The sequence below is a fragment of the Cellulophaga sp. BC115SP genome, assembly GCF_009905545.1.
Taxonomy (GTDB): domain Bacteria; phylum Bacteroidota; class Bacteroidia; order Cytophagales; family Spirosomataceae; genus Flectobacillus; species Flectobacillus rivi.
Window position 1 is genome coordinate 77,050 of the sequence record NZ_JAAALB010000009.1, and the last position, 16,864, is coordinate 93,913.

Sequence of the window (16,864 nt, forward strand, 5' to 3'; positions counted from 1 at the left end):
CGTTCTTTATTTCCGCTGATTATAAGTTCAAATTAAGACCAAGAGAGAATGTGCTGAGTGTTGGATAAACATCAAATGTACTTCCCCAGTATTTATAACTATACGGATTGTAAAGGTTTAGTGGGTTAGTGGCAGTTAAGTACACTCTTGCACTATTGATGTTTAGTTTTTGAGCTAATGTTTGAGGAAGTTCATACGACACATTGAGCGTTCTTACTGCTAGAGTAAATGAACTAACAAACCAGAAGTCTGAGTCTAAACCATTTTGTGCTCTGAATGCTGGGGCAGGATATTTTGCGTTAGGGTTGTCTACAGTCCAGTGATCAACAAGGTTGATTGGAAGATTTGTGATTGCAGCTAATTGCGCAGAAGTTCCCCAGCTTCTAGCGCCAGACTCCATAATATCTTGTCCACCAAAAGAACCACCAAGATTGAAAGAGAATGATAGTTTTTTGTAAGTAGTGGCAAAATTTAAACCGAAACCAAAGTGATTATCTTTCTTATTGGTCAAGTATTGCAAATCGTTGTCATCAATTTTGCCATCAGCCTCAGCATAAGAGTAATTTCCGTTTGCATCTGGTGTTGCAGATTTCGCTCCTCGTACATCTTGATAATACACCATACCAACCTGAGGTTTTTGACCGTAAATGGTGTAGGCTGGATTTTTTTCCAAAAGAGCATCCAAGTCAGCTTGAGTACGCAAGATTCCCATTGATTTTAGACCTAAGAAGCCCATATCTGTAGAACGTCCGTTTGGATCACGATAAGTGCCTTTCAAGCCTTGGTCATAGTCAACTTTAATTTGCTTGTTGTCACTCCATGAGAAGAAACCACGTACTTTGTAAGACCAGTCCTTATTAATATGGTCTGTCCATCCTAATGAGATTTCAGTACCAAATGCCGCTACAGTTCCGAAATTTTGTGAAGGAAGAGCTGCTCCTACAGTAAGTGGAACAGATGATGTCAATGTTGTTAACATGTTATAACGATAGTCATAAAAACCATCGAGTGTCAAACTCATGCGATTCTTTAAGAAGGAAGCATCGATACCACCATTTAACTTAGTAGCATCATCCCACTGTAAGTCACGATTAGGCATGGCATTTTTTAATCTGAAAATACCTGCTCTGTCTAAGTTGCCTCCAAATACTGGACCGTTACCTGTTTGAATTAGGTTGTAACTTTGTAACCAGTTGTAAGCTCTTGTATTATCCATACCAGTTAGACCTACCGAAGCACGGAACTTTAATTGATCTACCCAGTGTACGTTGTCCTTAAAGAATGGTTCTTCTGAAATAACCCAACCTAATGAAAGTGAAGGAAAGGTTCCCCAACGATTTTCAGGAGCAAAGTTGGTAGATGCATCACGACGTACTGATACTTCAGCAAGGTACTTATTGGCATAGTTGTAATTTATACGACCTACAAAAGAAAGACGTCCTGACTCTGATTCAGATTCACTAATAGTACCAACACCAGCACCCGAGGCTGTTCCTCCTAAAGCATATCCAGCGTTATCTAGTGCGTTATCTACGAGGTTGTCTAAGTATGAGGTGATACCATCAGAGTAAGCCTCGCCTTGTTCAAATAGTCCCAATACTGAAATGGAGTGCTTTCCGAATGTCTTGTCATAAGTTAAATAGCCATTCAATTGATAGGAATCTCCGTAACTTGGTGCGTAGTAAATACGGTTACTGTTTGATACCGTTGCAATACTTCTCACATCTCCTCCAACAATATGTTTGTTAGCTCCAAGCATCGTAAAGGTATATAGCTTGTAACGTGTACCAAATTCTTTACCAAAAGAATTCTCCATATTTCTGTTGTAGGTAACTCTTGCTTTTAAACCTTTTAAGAATGGTGCGTCGTATTCGAGTGAGGCATTGATATTGAGCCCATTGTCGCGCGACATCAAGTAGTTGTTTGATTTTTGTGCTTCAAAAAAATGGAAGTTTTCGTTTGTATTGGCACCACTACTTAATAAACTTACTGGTAATCCATTGTAATAAGCTGGAGTGAATGGAGCTGCATACAGAAGAGACTGGAAATCTTTTTCATTACTCGTTCCACCTTGTTTCAATAAGTAACGGTCTTTTGTAGAAACATCGCCCGATAGACCTAAACTAGCTTTTACATTTTTCGAGACTTTTACGTCAGCACTGGCACGGAATGACCAACGATCAAAATTGATTTTATCGAAATTTCCGTTTTGTTGATTGTATGCAACACTAGCAAAATAGGTAGCTTTTTCGGTACCCCCACTAACGTTTAATGCATGTCTTGTGGTATACGAGGCTTTCCATGCTTGTTCCAACCATGACTGACTATTGGTTTTAAAATAGTCTAACTCATCTTGGCTATATAACAATGAAGTATTTGTAGTTCCTGCGTTATAATCATTACGATAAGTTGCCAATTGGTATCCATCCATCATTTTGGGTAATTTTGCATCAGAAATACCTATAGAAGTACTATAGGAAAATCTAGGAGCTCCTGTTTTACCTCTTTTTGTAGTAACTACAATAACGCCATTGGCACCACGAGCACCATAAATTGCAGCGGCTGCATCTTTCAGAATAGAAATATTTTCTACTTCAGATTGATCCATCGTATTAAAATCGTCAAATGAACGAATTACGTTATCTATCACGACTAATGGCGACAATGTCCCACCGTCTTTTGAAAACATAGATGGATTACGAATAGTAATGGTTGCAGGATCCCCTGGACGAGCAAAGCCTCCTGATACACCAACACCTGGTTGTTGAGCTACTAAAGCAGCTGACAAGCTACCTACAGGAAGATCCTCGATAGCCTTCATGTCGATTTGAGCAACAGCACCAGTCAAGTGAATTTTCTTCTGCTGACCATATCCCACCACTACTACTTCATCCAAAGAAGAAGTTTCGCTAACTAAAATGACATTAACGATTTTACGATCTGCAACTGAAACTTCCTGTGTTTTATATCCAATCGAGCTAATAATTAGCGTTTCTTTGCCAGTTGGGGCATTAAGTGTAAATGTACCATCAGCTTTAGTGGTTGTACCTGTTTTGCTGTTTTTGATACGAATTGTTACACCTGCCAATGGTGCGCCTTCACTGTCCTTTACAGAACCTGTCACTGTGTGGTCTGCATTACTAGTCTTAACGGCAGAACCCAATGCAGGATTTGAAGCTTGAGCTACCTCCAAAAAAGGAGCTCCCGCAATGAATTGGGCTGCTAATAGCAAAGTACAGGTAAGTTTAGTGCCTTTACGTTTGCCAAATTGTGGTTGTAAATGAAATGTCATATTTTTCCTTACATTAAATTGAGTACTAATAGTGTTTGTACGTTTTCGACTTGCGTTCGAGTTACTTTGAGTTTTCCTAATTATTATTGTCCAGAGGTTTTACTTGCTTCCTTTTTAGCTGATTCGGCAGCTTTGATTTTCTTCTCCCACTCTTGCCCTGCCTTTTTCATATCTACTCCTTGAGCCGAAAGATAATTATTGATTTTGCCTTTGTATTTTCCGAACCAAGCGTGTTTTTTTTCTGATGATTCGGCATCCATTGCATGCTCTCTTGCTTCTGTTAAATAATCCAAAATTTGTTTCTTTTGGTCTTTAGTCAAATCAGGAAGCATTTCTTGATACGCTCTGTAAGTATTGGGTAATACATTGTAAGTCATACCGTCTTTTACTGCTTCTACCTGAGTGTCTGATAATTCCTTTGAAAGAGATTTAAGATACTTTTCATGCAAGGTGTTTTGATCAGCGTCTGTTTTTTGCTCTACTTTTTGAATTTCTGCTGTTAGCTGTTCCTTACTTAAAGAAGTATTGCCTTTGAGCGCTAAGATGCTATTCTTTTTTTGCTCATGGATGTCGTTGAGATTCCGATATTGATTGGCAATTAAGTCTCTTACCTTGAGTGCTTTCTTTTCTTTTTTCACATCAAGCTTCTGTACAATCTTATCAGCTCTTTCTGTAATTGCTTTGGTATATGCGGCTTCTTTTGCAGAAGCATCTTGAATGTTTTGCGCATTTCCAAACAATACAAATCCTAATAGCAAAGAGGTAATCGAGAGAAATCTGAATTGGAACATTATAAGGTACGTTTATCTGTTATGTTGGTATTGAAATTTTTTTTTAACACTTTTCGATAGTCTGTATAATTATGATTTATTAGCAGTGCTTTTTGATAAAATATTGCTATTTTCTAATTTTTTTAGGCTATCTATTGTAGTCTTTTATCATAATATCATGGAATTGCTCTCTACTTGTTCAAAACCTGATTTCTGAGAACTATGATAAGTGTTATTTTGACACATTGATTTACTGGTACTTGTAATTTTTTAGTGGTTAAGTAATTGATTATTAATTTATTATAAGTTTTAATCAAGACAAGTAATGACAACTTTATACTTTTTTTATATTACGTTAGTTATATAATTTGGTAATATTCTTTTATACAAGTAAAATTGTGTTGTTTCTACGATTCAAATTTCACTATATAAAGTCCTATTTTTATGCATTTTTTTACCAACTTAGTGTAGAATATTGTCATATAATAAATTGGAATCATCATATTTGAATATATTGTACAAAATTTTTGATAGTAGAACGTTTTTTAGAGAAAGTAGAAATAAAAGAATAGTCCTATTTTTTTGATAATATTGAGTTATGAAACCACTTTTCCAGAAAGTTCCTGTTAAGCTAGAAAGCTCCTTTAGTGTCAGACACGACGTTCGACCTAACTTTGGAGGCATCTGGCATTATCACCCTGAGCTAGAGTTGCACTATATTATCAGAGGCGAAGGGGTTCGTTTTATTGGTGATAATATCAGCAACTTTTCGCACGGAGAGATTGTGTTGGTGGGCGAAAACTTACCTCATACTTGGCGTTGTAAAGAGGAGTATTTTTATCCTGATAATGACCTCGACGTAGAGGCTGTGGTTATACAATTTTTGCCTGATTGTCTTGGAAAATATTTGCTTGGATTACCTGAGGCATATTTGCTCCCAAAATTGTATGATAAGGCCAAAAGTGGCATGGTCATCATTGGCGAAACCCGAGAACGCCTGACTGAGCTGATGGTAAAAATTGCGCAGGCCAAAAACTTAGAGCGTATATCTTTGCTTATTTCTATTCTGCATCTTTTGGCAGAAAGTGATGAGTTCGAAACCATTGCGGGTGGACAAGCTTTTTACCAGTCGAACGAGTCGGATACACTGCGATTGAATAAGGTGTGTAATTATACTTTGATGAATTATAAAAAGGATATCACTCTTGAAGAAATTGCTGCAATTAGTAACCTGAGCGTCACATCGTTTTGTAGATACTTTAAGCTCATGACTAAGAAGACCTACTATGATTTCTTGATTGAAATCCGTATTTCACACGCCTGTAGGGCTCTGGTAGAAGATAAACTACCCACAGAGGTGATTTGCTTTGACTGTGGATTCAATAATGTATCGAATTTCTATAGACATTTCAAAAAGGTAATGGGTATTACCCCGCTGGAGTATAAGCGGAAATATCATAAGAAATAGCAGTTATCTATCGAACTATTTCAGATTTAGGATTTCTGATTTCGGAAATAAAACAAAATACCTTTGTTTTTCATAAAATATAGAAGATTGTACATCCGAAATCCAACATCCGATATCCAAAATCGGCAGTTTTAGAATCCTTCGTACAGCACTAACTCACAATTATTCAATCCTTATAGCCCAAAAAAATCCCCCGCTAGTAAAACTATTGCGGGGGATTCCATCCCAAATTAATTAACAAACTATCTCCTGTAAAGGTATAGTATCTTGTAAGTCCTTGTATGCCAGATACAAAGTCTCAATATCGTTTGCGACTGAGGGGCTGATTTTCCCTACGTTACGTCGTGTGAATGTCGAAATTTGAAAATTTCTTTTTTGTAAAAATAGTTTAGAAACAGTTGGATAAACCTGATGCATAACATCCATTTGTTTCACTAAAAAGTCTTGTACTTTTTGTATTTCGGCCGAAAGCTCCTCTTTATTATAATTGTCACATAACCAGACGATTAATTCAGGGAAATAATTGCCTTGAATACAAGACAAACCTGCACTTCCTGCTTTTAGAGAATCCACGGCATGAACCATGTATGCATCATAAAGTCCAAAATTTTGCCCCTCTGTGGCTTTAATTTTAGCCTTGATTTGCTCAATATCTAAGCAGGTATCTTTATGGTAAATGACTCTTCCTGTGCGACTTAATCTCGACAAAATGTCTGCTGAAACCAATCGCTTGTAGGGTACTGGACATTCGTAAAGCCCTAGAGGAATGTTTTCAGTTAAGTCTAATAAAGCCATCATTCTGTCTTCAAAAACCTCGTCAGTCTCATGACTTTCGGCAATGGCGTTTGCCAAGGTAATCACTCCATCAGCGCCAGTATCATATACTCTTTTGACAAAATCAGCTTGCTCTTGTAAGCTATTGCCAAAACTTCCTGTGGCTACTACAGGTAATCCTGAAGCACTTTTTATGGTTTGTTTGATTACTTGAAGGCGTTCATTTTCAGTAAGTTCAAACATTTCACTAGACAAACAATTGGCAAATAGACCACTTGCTCCAGCTTCTACATAAAACTCTGTCAGTCGACCAAGACCTTCGAAATCTATCTCGCCATTTTCATGGAATGGCGTTAACATTACTGGAATAAATCCTTTTTTGGTAGTAATCATAACTGTAGAGGAATTGAAAAGCTAATGTATTGATTATGAGTCATTTTTAGCCATTAATTTAGTGACAATCACTCCTGAAATGAATAGGGTAACTGTACCAAGTACAATACTCATATTTTTATGTAAATGACTTTTTAATCCATCATATTCCGCTGGTAAGAGGTCAGAGAATGTAACCCAACAAATAACCACTAATCCTATTAGTGTAGCAATAATGGCTGCCTGATTAGTTGCTTTTTTACTAAATAATCCGAGTAAAAATAAACCTAACATACCTGCGGCAAATAGACCCGATAGTTGCCACCATATATCTAAAATGCTTTTGACGCCAATCATGGCCATACCCGAGGCCAGTCCTAAAAAGCCAAAAATAACCGTTGACGTATGTAATATACGTAAGCTACTTTTGTCGCTTATGTCTTTGACAAAATATCGTTGGTAAATGTCTATTGAAAACACCGTGGCTGAGGCATTCATACCAGAGCTAATGGTACTCATAGCAGCAGACAACAATGCCGAGATAATGAGTCCCATCAATCCAACAGGGATTTTGTGAACCATAAAATGTGGCATTACCTTATCGCCATAATCTTCTACTTTGAGTTGAGCCGCTTGAGCTATTAACTCAGAAGCACTCAGATTGGGAAATTTAGCTTTGACAACTTCCAATTTGAGTTGATTCAATAATTCAGGATGAACCTCATAATAGGCATATAAACTTGAACCAATAATGAAAAAAAGCAAGGATGCTGGAATATACATCCAAACGCACATCCAGAGGGATTTTCGAGCTTCGCTTTCCGAGGTGGTAGTATGATAACGCTGAATGTAGTTTTGGTCCATCCCAAAATTGTTCAGATTTATTAAAAAACCATAAAACAAAACCACCCAGAAAGTTGAACTAGTAAAATCCCAATTCAAAGAACCCAAGCTAAATTTATTTTCTGTTGTGCCGATTTCGATTACTTGTTGTGTCCCCTCGGGCATATCCTTTATGATTAAGTATAGAATCAATAAGGCGCCAAAAGTTTTGATAAATGCCTGCGCTACTTCTGTCCAAATCACAGCCTCGATACCTCCTAACACTGTATATACAATGATGCAAATACCCATCACCCACATAATTGTTTCCATCGAATAGCCTGTAAGTGCTTGTAAACTAAGGGCTATTCCGAAAAAGATAGAACCCATTCGGGCTAGTTGTGTTAGCAAAAAGCACACTACAGCGTACGTTCTTGCCCATGCTCCAAACCTTTTTTCGAGATTGGTATAGGCCGATATTTCACCTGTTCCTCGATAAAATGGTATAAAATATTTGGATGCTACCCAAGCTGCTAAGGGCATAGACAAACTGAATACAAATGCATTCCAATTGCCTGCATAAGCTTTGCCCGGTACGCCTAAAAAGGTATTACTACTCAAAAAAGTGGCATAAATAGAAGCTCCTATTGCCCAGCCAGGGATACTCCCCGATGCCTTAGTAAATTGTTCTGCGTTTTGGTTCTTTTTCGAAAAATGGTATCCTACTGCTATCATTCCCAATAAATAGATGATAATCAGAGAGATATCCACAAGCGGTAAGCTTTGGTGGTTCATAGTGTATTGAGATTATTTTCATAAAGTTAAAAGGTCTCACTATGTCACTAACGCTCCGCCCTACTTTTTCTCTTTCTCCCCTTGGAGGCTGATACAAAATTATAGTACTTTATCTAGTAAAATTTATAGTATTTTTATATTAAATTATACGATATTAGCATATATCTTACTGGATATCCAAGGCATCCAAATGAAGTTCTGTTGCGTCATCCAATTCTAGAACAATATGATATTTTCCTGCATTAATCATTGTGCCTGTTGTGGTGCTTACATAATTCCATTTGCCTGTTTTGGTTGGAACTAGAGCAACCCTTTCATTACTTTTGATCATGGTGCCATCAATCAGACTAATGCTTAGTTTTCCATAAATCGTTTCAGTTGTAGGATTATGGTATTTGATAGTTAATGAATAAGTATCAGCAACGCCAGTAGAAATAGTCCATTGAATCGAATTTTGACCTTTTTTGACAATACTCATGCGTTCTTTGCCCAAGAAAGCTATTTTTTTGATCCCCTCTCCTATTGCTTTGGCTTCGGTAGCCTTGTAGGTTGTAGTAGTTTTTAGGTCAAATGGTGGTTGTAAAGTACTTGCTGGCAAGGCAAAAATGAGTGGTTCAGCATCAATAGTGTTAAAATTTAACTCTACTTCTGTTTTGGCTTGAACTCTTTTCTTAAAAACTCGATATACTTTTTGGGTGCTTTGGATATAACTTTGGGTATTTTCAAATGCCTCTAAAGTCTTTGGTAATGCCTTTGTAGAATCTATTCCGACATAAATATCGCCTATCTCATTCAGAGCAAGTTTGTACAATTTTTCACTTTTTTCAGAAAATAGGTATTCTGCCCCGTATAAAACTGGTGGTAAGCCCATATAACTTTCTTGTGAATCTTTAAAAAGTGGTTTGCCAGTATCTAGCCAAGTTTTGATAGTTTTTGCTGACGAAATCAAAGTATTTGAACTTGTAGAAAAGGTACTTTTCTTCTCAGTACTAGCAATTGCAATAGCCGAAATAATGGCTTGTCCTGAGGCGATTTGTGGGAAAGAAATGTTTAGCTTTCCTCCTTTTACTTGAAATGGAATTGTTTTTTTCAACACTGCATCATGCCCTACTTCTTTCCAAATATCTAAATTTTTGAGAACAGTTTTACCGTTAAAAGCCACGTCGAACAAACGCCAACCTGAATAGTCATAACCACCACCTGTACCATGCCACGGCTCGATAAAATATAATTCTACTTCATAATGACCGTCTGGTAGGGTAAATTGATAGGAAAGTTTATCTCGCCCATATCTAAAACTCTGGAATAATTCATCGTCTGTGGTATTTGTTATTGGGTCAAATGTTCTCCTTTGACTTGCATAAGCTTTAGGAATACCCTCAAAATCATTCGCCCAAGAAATGTATCCCCATTGGTTTTGAGGTGTTTTTGCTTGGTCTGCTAGCCATGAGGATTTGTTTCTGTCTGTATAGGAATCGCCCCCACAATTGACACGGTAGAGATAGTGTTTTTGTGGGTTATGGGTAATAATGCTTTTTGTTAGACTCTTTTGAGCAGACCAAGCAGGAGCTATTGGTAAATGATGCAATTGCACTACATCTTCTGCCACTTTTTTCCCATTTACGTAGCCTTTTGCAATTAGCACATTGTATTGAAGCGCAACATTGTTCCAAGTAAACACGCTCTCTTTACCTCTTTTTTGTTTTCCTAACGAAATATTTAGGTCGTTAAACAATTCGACTTCGTCACAATTGGAATACACTTTTATCCCTGATTTTATGCCTGTTTGAGTCCAACGATCAGGCCAAGTGTGAGAGACAATATAGACCATCGGTTGGGTTTTAGCTGGAGCGTAAGTGGCTCTGAATAGATAGAATATATCGGCTGGCTCTTCCCATGGGGTTAATAAGCCTTTATAATTGACAGGTCCGATTCTGTCTAATTCGCGCAATGCTTCGCCACTTTGAACACGCCCTGGGTTATCGTGAGAGGTCAACAACCAGAAGAAATGGCCTACGGAATTTTGTTTGGCAGCTTCGGCCAAGCGAAGTTTTAGCTGCATTAATTCTCCAATGGCTTCTTCGCTAAATGTTCCTGATACGGGTTTTTCTTGGTGTAAGTCTACCGTTCTCCATGCGCCATATTCTCCAACAAGAACCTGTCTTTCAAGATCTTCTGCATATTTGGCTGGATCTCCACCATAAGTTCCTGTCCAGTTTTGAGGCACATCCCAATCGGTGCCTTTGCCTCCATTACAGGTTGTCACCAATCGTTGGGAAGAAGCTGTTGGGTCAAGTTCACGAATAATTTGGGTACATTCTTTGGCAAAATCTTCGGGAAGGGTACTTTCATTTTCGAGTCCCCAAAGAATAATGGAAGGACTGTTTCTGCGTTCTCTAACCCAATCTTCTAATAGAGCCTTAAAATTTTGTCGAAACGCTGGCGAATCATACCAAATATGAGCTGCCATTTGTGGCCACCATAATATCCCATCTTTATCCCAATAGTCTTGATAACGCAAATTATGAGGTTGATGTGCATCTCTAAAAGCATTGAATCCAGCGGCTTTTACTATGCCAACTCTAGTCTTAACTTGCTCTGCACTAAAGGCATGGCTATTGCCCAAAAGATGCTCGTATTCTGCTATACCATTGATAAAGAATGGTTTACCGTTTACTAATAATTGCTTTTGTCCATTCGGCTTTTTTAACCATGTGATAACTCGGATACCATAAGAGGTCTGTTGGATATCTAATAGTTTTCCATTTTCATAAATTTTCGTCACCATTTGATATAAATGGGGCTGCTCAGGTGACCAAAGTTGAGGATTGGTAATACTTGGCAAAGAAATGGGAATGGTCTCTGTTGTTTTGGCTGAAAGAGAATGAATATTATTGCTGCTGACAATCAGTTGATTATCTTGGTTTCGTAATTCATGAACAATTTTAATGGAAGATTTTTTAGTACTTAGATTTTGTATTTCTACCGAGCCATAGAGTTGCGCTTTTTGTGTTGTGATTGTCGTGTCATTCCAAATATGAATGCCGAAGGGAGCTATTCGAATAGGTTCTGTAATCAATAAATGTACAGGACGAAAAATCCCCATCGGTTGTGAGCCTTCTGAAAAACCTCGTTCGGTACTGCATCCACCACAAACCCAAGGTAAATCTTGAATTTCGGCAGGATGATCGGCGCGTACTGCCAGAATATTTTCTTGATTATTGAGTAAAATATAATTCGTGGCATCGAGTTGGAAGGTAGTACGCCCACCAGCATGTGTGCCTAGTAATTTTCCATTGAGCCAAACAGTTGCATAGGAGCCAACACCTTCAAAATAAAGAAAATAGCGCTTATTTTTATGAGAAGAATTGACGGTGAAACTTTTCCGATACCATGCGTATCCATGTTTATTGCCATGTGTCAAACGGCGATAACCGTCGTATTGATCCCAGTTATGAGGTACTTGTACGGATTTCCAAGATTGAGTTGAAAACGTATTTTTCTCAAATCCATCATACGCACGAATGTTGGATTCATGAATGGTGGTTAGCCAGTTGTCATTGAGGGAAATATCTTGTCTTTGTGCTTTTGCAGAAAATAAGAATCCTAGAAAGAATATCAAGATTGTACAATACCTTCTTCTGGTGAACATAGGTAAATATCGGTAAAATGAATTTTATCAGAATTATTGTACAAAAATAGGTAGGTAAAAGCGACGTTTTCGGTAAGATTTTTTCAAAGTATTGTACAAAATTAACACGAGATACTTTTATGAAAATATATCGTGTTGACAGTAAGTTTCAGAAGTAAGTAATCAAGCAAAATAAGATTTAAGTTATGTGTTTAGGCACAAGGCAACAGGCACAGAGTGTTAAATGTATTTAAAAACCACAGACATACATTTTTCCAAAGCCCATTTACTAGTTCAAGACTTAGTCTTGGACTCATTTTTTTAACAGTTTAAAACTGTTTTAAAAAAATCAGTGAAAAAGTCGATACTTCTGTATCACACTTTCTCATTTTGTCCAGTAATCAGACTATTAACTAATAACGTTTCCCTAAGTAGCAGGAAAGATTAAATCAATAGTATCTCAAAAGTAAAAAATTGAGTGTAACCTTTTGATTATGATTATATTACAATGACAGATATACTGTTAACTAATAACATCTCTTTACTTACTTATTGACTAGAAAAGTTTAAAATTCGATGAGGTAAGGCTTATTAGACTGAAGCTTGAGGGTATGTACAACCTGATTAATTCTTATTTTGCAGGTGGTAGACTCCTTACTTGTAATGCTCAATTCTTTGATTTTACCATTCTTCCAAGCATAACTCAAGATATACCCTCCCCTAGCTTGTATGCCTTTTACTTTCCCTTCTGACCAGTCTTTTGGTAAGGCAGGCAATAACTCAATAATATCTGTTTGGCTTTGGATAAGCATTTCGGCAATACCCGCTGCACCACCAAAATTGCCATCTATTTGGAACGGTGGATGGGCGTCAAATAGGTTTAAGTATGAACCTCCTGCACTTGTGGCCGGTCTGAGTAACATTTTGACTAATTGTAAAGCGTGCTCGCCCTCATGAAATCTTGCCCAGAAATTAATTTTCCAAGCCAAACTCCAACCTGTACCTTCGTCACCACGATAAATAAGTGATTGTCGAGCGGCTTTCATCATCGTCGAATCGATGTCCCAACCAATATCATGTCCTGGGTGTACGCCCCAAAGGTGCGAAACATGACGGTGATTATTTTGTGGGTCATCCAAATCTTGTAACCATTCCTGCAATTGCCCATGCTTACCGATTTGATTGGGCGCTATTTGTTTGTATTGTTGGCTCAGTGTATCAGCAAAGGCATTGTCTAGCCCTAAAATTTGCGAGGCTTTAATCGTATTCTTATATAACTCTCTGATAATCTGATGATCCATGCTTGGTCCAGCTACCAATCCACCTTGTTCTGGTGAATTAGAAGGCGTACTGATAAGCCAACCTGTTTTAGGATCTTTTACCAAAAAATCCACAAAAAATTCTGAAGCCGATTTCATGATAGGATAAGCCGTTTTTCTTAAAAACTCTTTATCCTGCGTGTACTGATAATGTTCCCACAAATGCTGACTCAACCATCCTGCACCACTCACCCAAATACCGTGGTTTGAGGCATTGATTGGGGCTGTTCCTCGCCATAAATCTGTATTGTGATGAACCACCCAACCACGAGCATTATAATAATTTTTTGCGGTAGTTTGACCAGCTTTATACAAATCTGTAATCATTTGTATAAGAGGCTGTTGAGTAGGAATAAGATTCAAAACACCCGTAGGCCAATAGTTCATTTCGGCATTGATATTGGTAGTGTACTTACTTCCCCAAGGTGGAGCCAACAAATCATTCCAAATACCTTGTAAATTAGAAGGTTGTGTTCCTGTACGAGAAGCCGAAATCAATAAATAGCGTCCGTATTGTACATATAATGCTGCGAAAGATGGGTCATTGTCTTTGCCAAAATTCGCCAAACGAACATCCGTAGGTAAATGACTTTTGGCATCCTGACCTAACTCGATGGCAAAACGTTTGTAATATTTTTGATACTCAGCTTGATGTGCCTTTCGAATTTGCTCGTAAGATATTCCTTTTAGTTTGCTAAAAACTTCCTCGCAACGTTTTTGAGGGTTTCCTGAAATATTTTGATAATTGATAAAATTGGTGGCAGCGGTCAAATAAAAAACGACTTCATCTGCTCCTTTAATGACGATTTTACCTGCTTGCTCCTCTACTGAGCCATTTTTTTGCTGGATTTGTAAATAGGCTTTTCCAAATAAGGCGCCATTTCGAACTTTTACAGATAACTCCCACGTATTGTTACCGAGAGGTTTAAAGCTATAGTTTTTGTGTGGACTTGTTAAAAAACTCTCTAAGTTGATTTGATGAGCTTTGTTGGCAGAAAGTCTCACTGCTAGCACCTGATGAGGTTGACTAACTAGATACTCCCTTTTAAAAACGACATTGTCAACAGAATATTCAGTTTGTGATTCGGCAGTTGCTAAATTAAGAGAGCGACGATAATTTTGATATTCTTTTCCATGCAGAAGATTGATATACAAATCACCAAATGGTTGGTAATCTGCTTGATATTTGCCTACTGTTGGCGCTTCATCGCTTTGGATAAAGTATTTCCATTGACCATTCAACGAGATTTTTTTAGCCTCTTGACCCACAGGATATATACCAATATGGCGAGAAGTATCTTTGTAGCCTGCTATACCTCCTTTATCGGAAAAGTTCAATACTTGAATCGCTATCAAGTTTTTTCCTACGTGTAAAGTATTGGCAGGAATCTGATATTTACGCCCTTCTGTATGCTGTGAACTACCAATCAACTTTCCGTTGATATAGGTATAATCATAATCTCGGATGCGATTCAAATCCAATACGAGCGTTTGATTTTCCCAACCTGCTGGAATATCAATCGTTGTTCTAAACCAAACACCTCCGTCGAGCCCCTCATATCCGACCGCTTCCCAACCTTCATAGGATGGCACAGTCATTGTTTTCCATGAAGAGTCATCAAAGTTTATTTGTGAAGGATTTCCAGATATTCCTTTCAAAGCCAACATATCTGCAATCCAAGTTTCTCGCTTGCCTTCATTGCTTTTGAGCCCCATGAACTGCTTTTCTGCTAAAGCCTCTGCTTCTTTTTGTTTTCCTTCTTGTAATAACTGCCGAATTTGCCCCAAATATTGATAGGCATCTTTTCGATTATACTCACGAGGTTCTCCGGTCCAAAGCGTTTCTTCATTGAATTGAATACGCTCTTGGGAAGGATTTGCAAAAACCATTGCTCCAATACGCCCATTACCCAATGGCAAAGCATCTGTCCATTTCTGAGCAGGTTTATCGTACCATAATTGATAATTTTGAGCACTAAGAATATGGGCAAAAAATACACCCAAAAGCAAGAAAGATAGCTTTTTCATAAGCTTTAAGTTCAGAGAATTGATTATGGTATTATTTTTTCTTTCTATCCTCAAACCAACCTTTTAGCAATAAATTTCTATCACAGTTAGGTGCTGGAAAAAATAGACTTGCCACATATCCTACTACAATCACAATCAGGTGACTATAAACGCCCAACATGAGTTTATGGTGTGGGAAATTGTACGCTCCCAAATCTAATAGTAATGATTTCTGGTCACCTAATCCAATTTGAGTAGACGTCAAAAAAGCATAGGCAGTAAAGAGAATACAGACAAAAATACCAATATTTACTCCTTGTGTATTGGCACGACTACTGAGTAAACCTAACAAGAAAATACCAACTATTCCTCCTGAAAATATTGCATAAAGTGTAAACACAATTCCAAGCACGCCTTCGCTACCAGTGCTCAGATATAGAGCGCCAATAAGAAGGGTAATGACTCCTGAAAGAACAACAATCCATTTACTGGCTTTCAGGTAACTTTCATCGCTTTGGTTGGGACGCAATACTTTATAATAATCTTCCACGCCTACCGCAGCCAATGAATTTAGATCAGCACTTAGGCTACAAATCGCCGCTGATATTAGGGCAGAAAGAATAAAGCCTACCACGCCTGTTGGTAATTGAGTCATCATGAAGTAAGGAAAAACGGCATCGGCTTGTACCTTTTCAGGAAGTGGATTTTGTTGGTAAAATACGAAAAGTAGCGTTCCGATAAACATAAACATCATCCAAACAGGTACGGTTAAGAAAATACCCATAAGTGAGGCTCTGATAGCTTGACGGTCTGTTTTGGCGGTTAGATATCGCTGAACAACAGTTTGGTCTGTTCCATATTTTTGAATAGCATAAAAACTTCCATTGATTACCATCACGATAAAAGTCAATTTGCTTAAATCTAGTTCATAAGGTCCAAAGCCTGTATGACCTTTGCTAGAGGCAATCTGCCAAGCTTCTGAAAAACCGCCTTTGATAGAGTATAATAGAACAACTAAACAAGTGATACCACTGGCTAACAGCATAAAACCTTGGAATACATCGAGCCAAATTACGGCCTCGATACCACCTTTGAGATTGACCAAAATGATAATTCCGCCAATCACTAGCATGATTAGTAAAGGAGATTGTCCCGTAAGATTACCCAATGCAATTGCCATCAGGAACAATACCGTTCCCATGCCCGAAAATTGACGAAGGATAAATGAAGAGGAGCTATAGTAACGTGCAAAACGTCCGAAGCGTTTCTCGAAATATTCGTAAGTACTGAGTCCAATGACTTTTCTGAAAATAGGCACGATAAACCATATTGTTCCTAATAAAACAATGGGAACCATCAAGCCTTGTACCAATAAAATCCAGTTGGAAGAATAACCTTCGCCTGGGTATCCCAAAAAAGTTACACTACTGATAAGTGTAGCCAGCAAGGACATACCAATGGCCCAAGAAGGTACTTTACCTTTCGCAAGAAAATAGTTTTGAGTTGTTTTTTGTTTGTTGGCGAAAATAAAACCGAAGTATAACGTCAATCCTAAAAAAAACAAAATAATGCCATAATCAATGGCATGTAATGTATGGTTCATTGGTTGGTGGT

The 16,864-nt window shown here is 37.8% G+C and carries 8 protein-coding genes; 1 reads left to right on the forward strand and 7 read right to left on the reverse strand.

Annotated elements, in window-relative coordinates:
* Positions 1-19: 19 nt before the first annotated feature.
* Together GVN22_RS09385 and GVN22_RS09390 are read right to left on the reverse strand one after the other, a co-directional pair.
* Positions 20-3,292, reverse strand: coding sequence for a TonB-dependent receptor (locus tag GVN22_RS09385; RefSeq protein WP_166550768.1), 3,273 nt, complete (start codon positions 3,290-3,292; stop codon positions 20-22).
* An 83-nt stretch (positions 3,293-3,375) separates the two neighbouring features.
* Positions 3,376-4,083, reverse strand: coding sequence for a DUF3826 domain-containing protein (locus GVN22_RS09390; protein WP_166550769.1), 708 nt, complete (start codon positions 4,081-4,083; stop codon positions 3,376-3,378).
* A gap of 577 nt (positions 4,084-4,660) precedes the next feature.
* Between GVN22_RS09390 and GVN22_RS09395 the strand changes: the two genes are divergently transcribed.
* Entirely contained in the window at positions 4,661-5,530 is an 870-nt protein-coding gene (locus tag GVN22_RS09395) for an AraC family transcriptional regulator (RefSeq protein WP_166550770.1), read from the forward strand.
* A gap of 234 nt (positions 5,531-5,764) precedes the next feature.
* Here GVN22_RS09395 and GVN22_RS09400 read toward each other — a convergent pair whose 3' ends face one another.
* From GVN22_RS09400 to GVN22_RS09420, 5 genes are all read right to left on the reverse strand, one after another.
* Complete coding sequence (locus tag GVN22_RS09400; RefSeq protein ID WP_166550771.1) at positions 5,765-6,697, reverse strand: dihydrodipicolinate synthase family protein; 933 nt, start codon at positions 6,695-6,697, stop codon at positions 5,765-5,767.
* 33 nt (positions 6,698-6,730) lie between these two features.
* Positions 6,731-8,293 carry a sodium:solute symporter gene (locus GVN22_RS09405; RefSeq protein ID WP_166550772.1) on the reverse strand — a complete coding sequence of 521 codons (1,563 nt, stop codon included), beginning with the start codon at positions 8,291-8,293 and terminating at the stop codon, positions 6,731-6,733.
* Positions 8,294-8,459: 166 nt separating this feature from the next.
* The gene (locus GVN22_RS09410; RefSeq protein WP_205690836.1) at positions 8,460-11,915 is read right to left on the reverse strand and encodes a malectin domain-containing carbohydrate-binding protein; all 3,456 of its coding nucleotides are present in this window, start codon (positions 11,913-11,915) and stop codon (positions 8,460-8,462) included.
* A 575-nt stretch (positions 11,916-12,490) separates the two neighbouring features.
* Positions 12,491-15,271 carry a glycoside hydrolase N-terminal domain-containing protein gene (locus GVN22_RS09415; protein ID WP_166550774.1) on the reverse strand — a complete coding sequence of 927 codons (2,781 nt, stop codon included), beginning with the start codon at positions 15,269-15,271 and terminating at the stop codon, positions 12,491-12,493.
* Positions 15,272-15,302: 31 nt separating this feature from the next.
* Complete coding sequence (locus tag GVN22_RS09420) at positions 15,303-16,853, reverse strand: sodium:solute symporter (RefSeq protein WP_166550775.1); 1,551 nt, start codon at positions 16,851-16,853, stop codon at positions 15,303-15,305.
* Positions 16,854-16,864 lie beyond the last annotated feature (11 nt).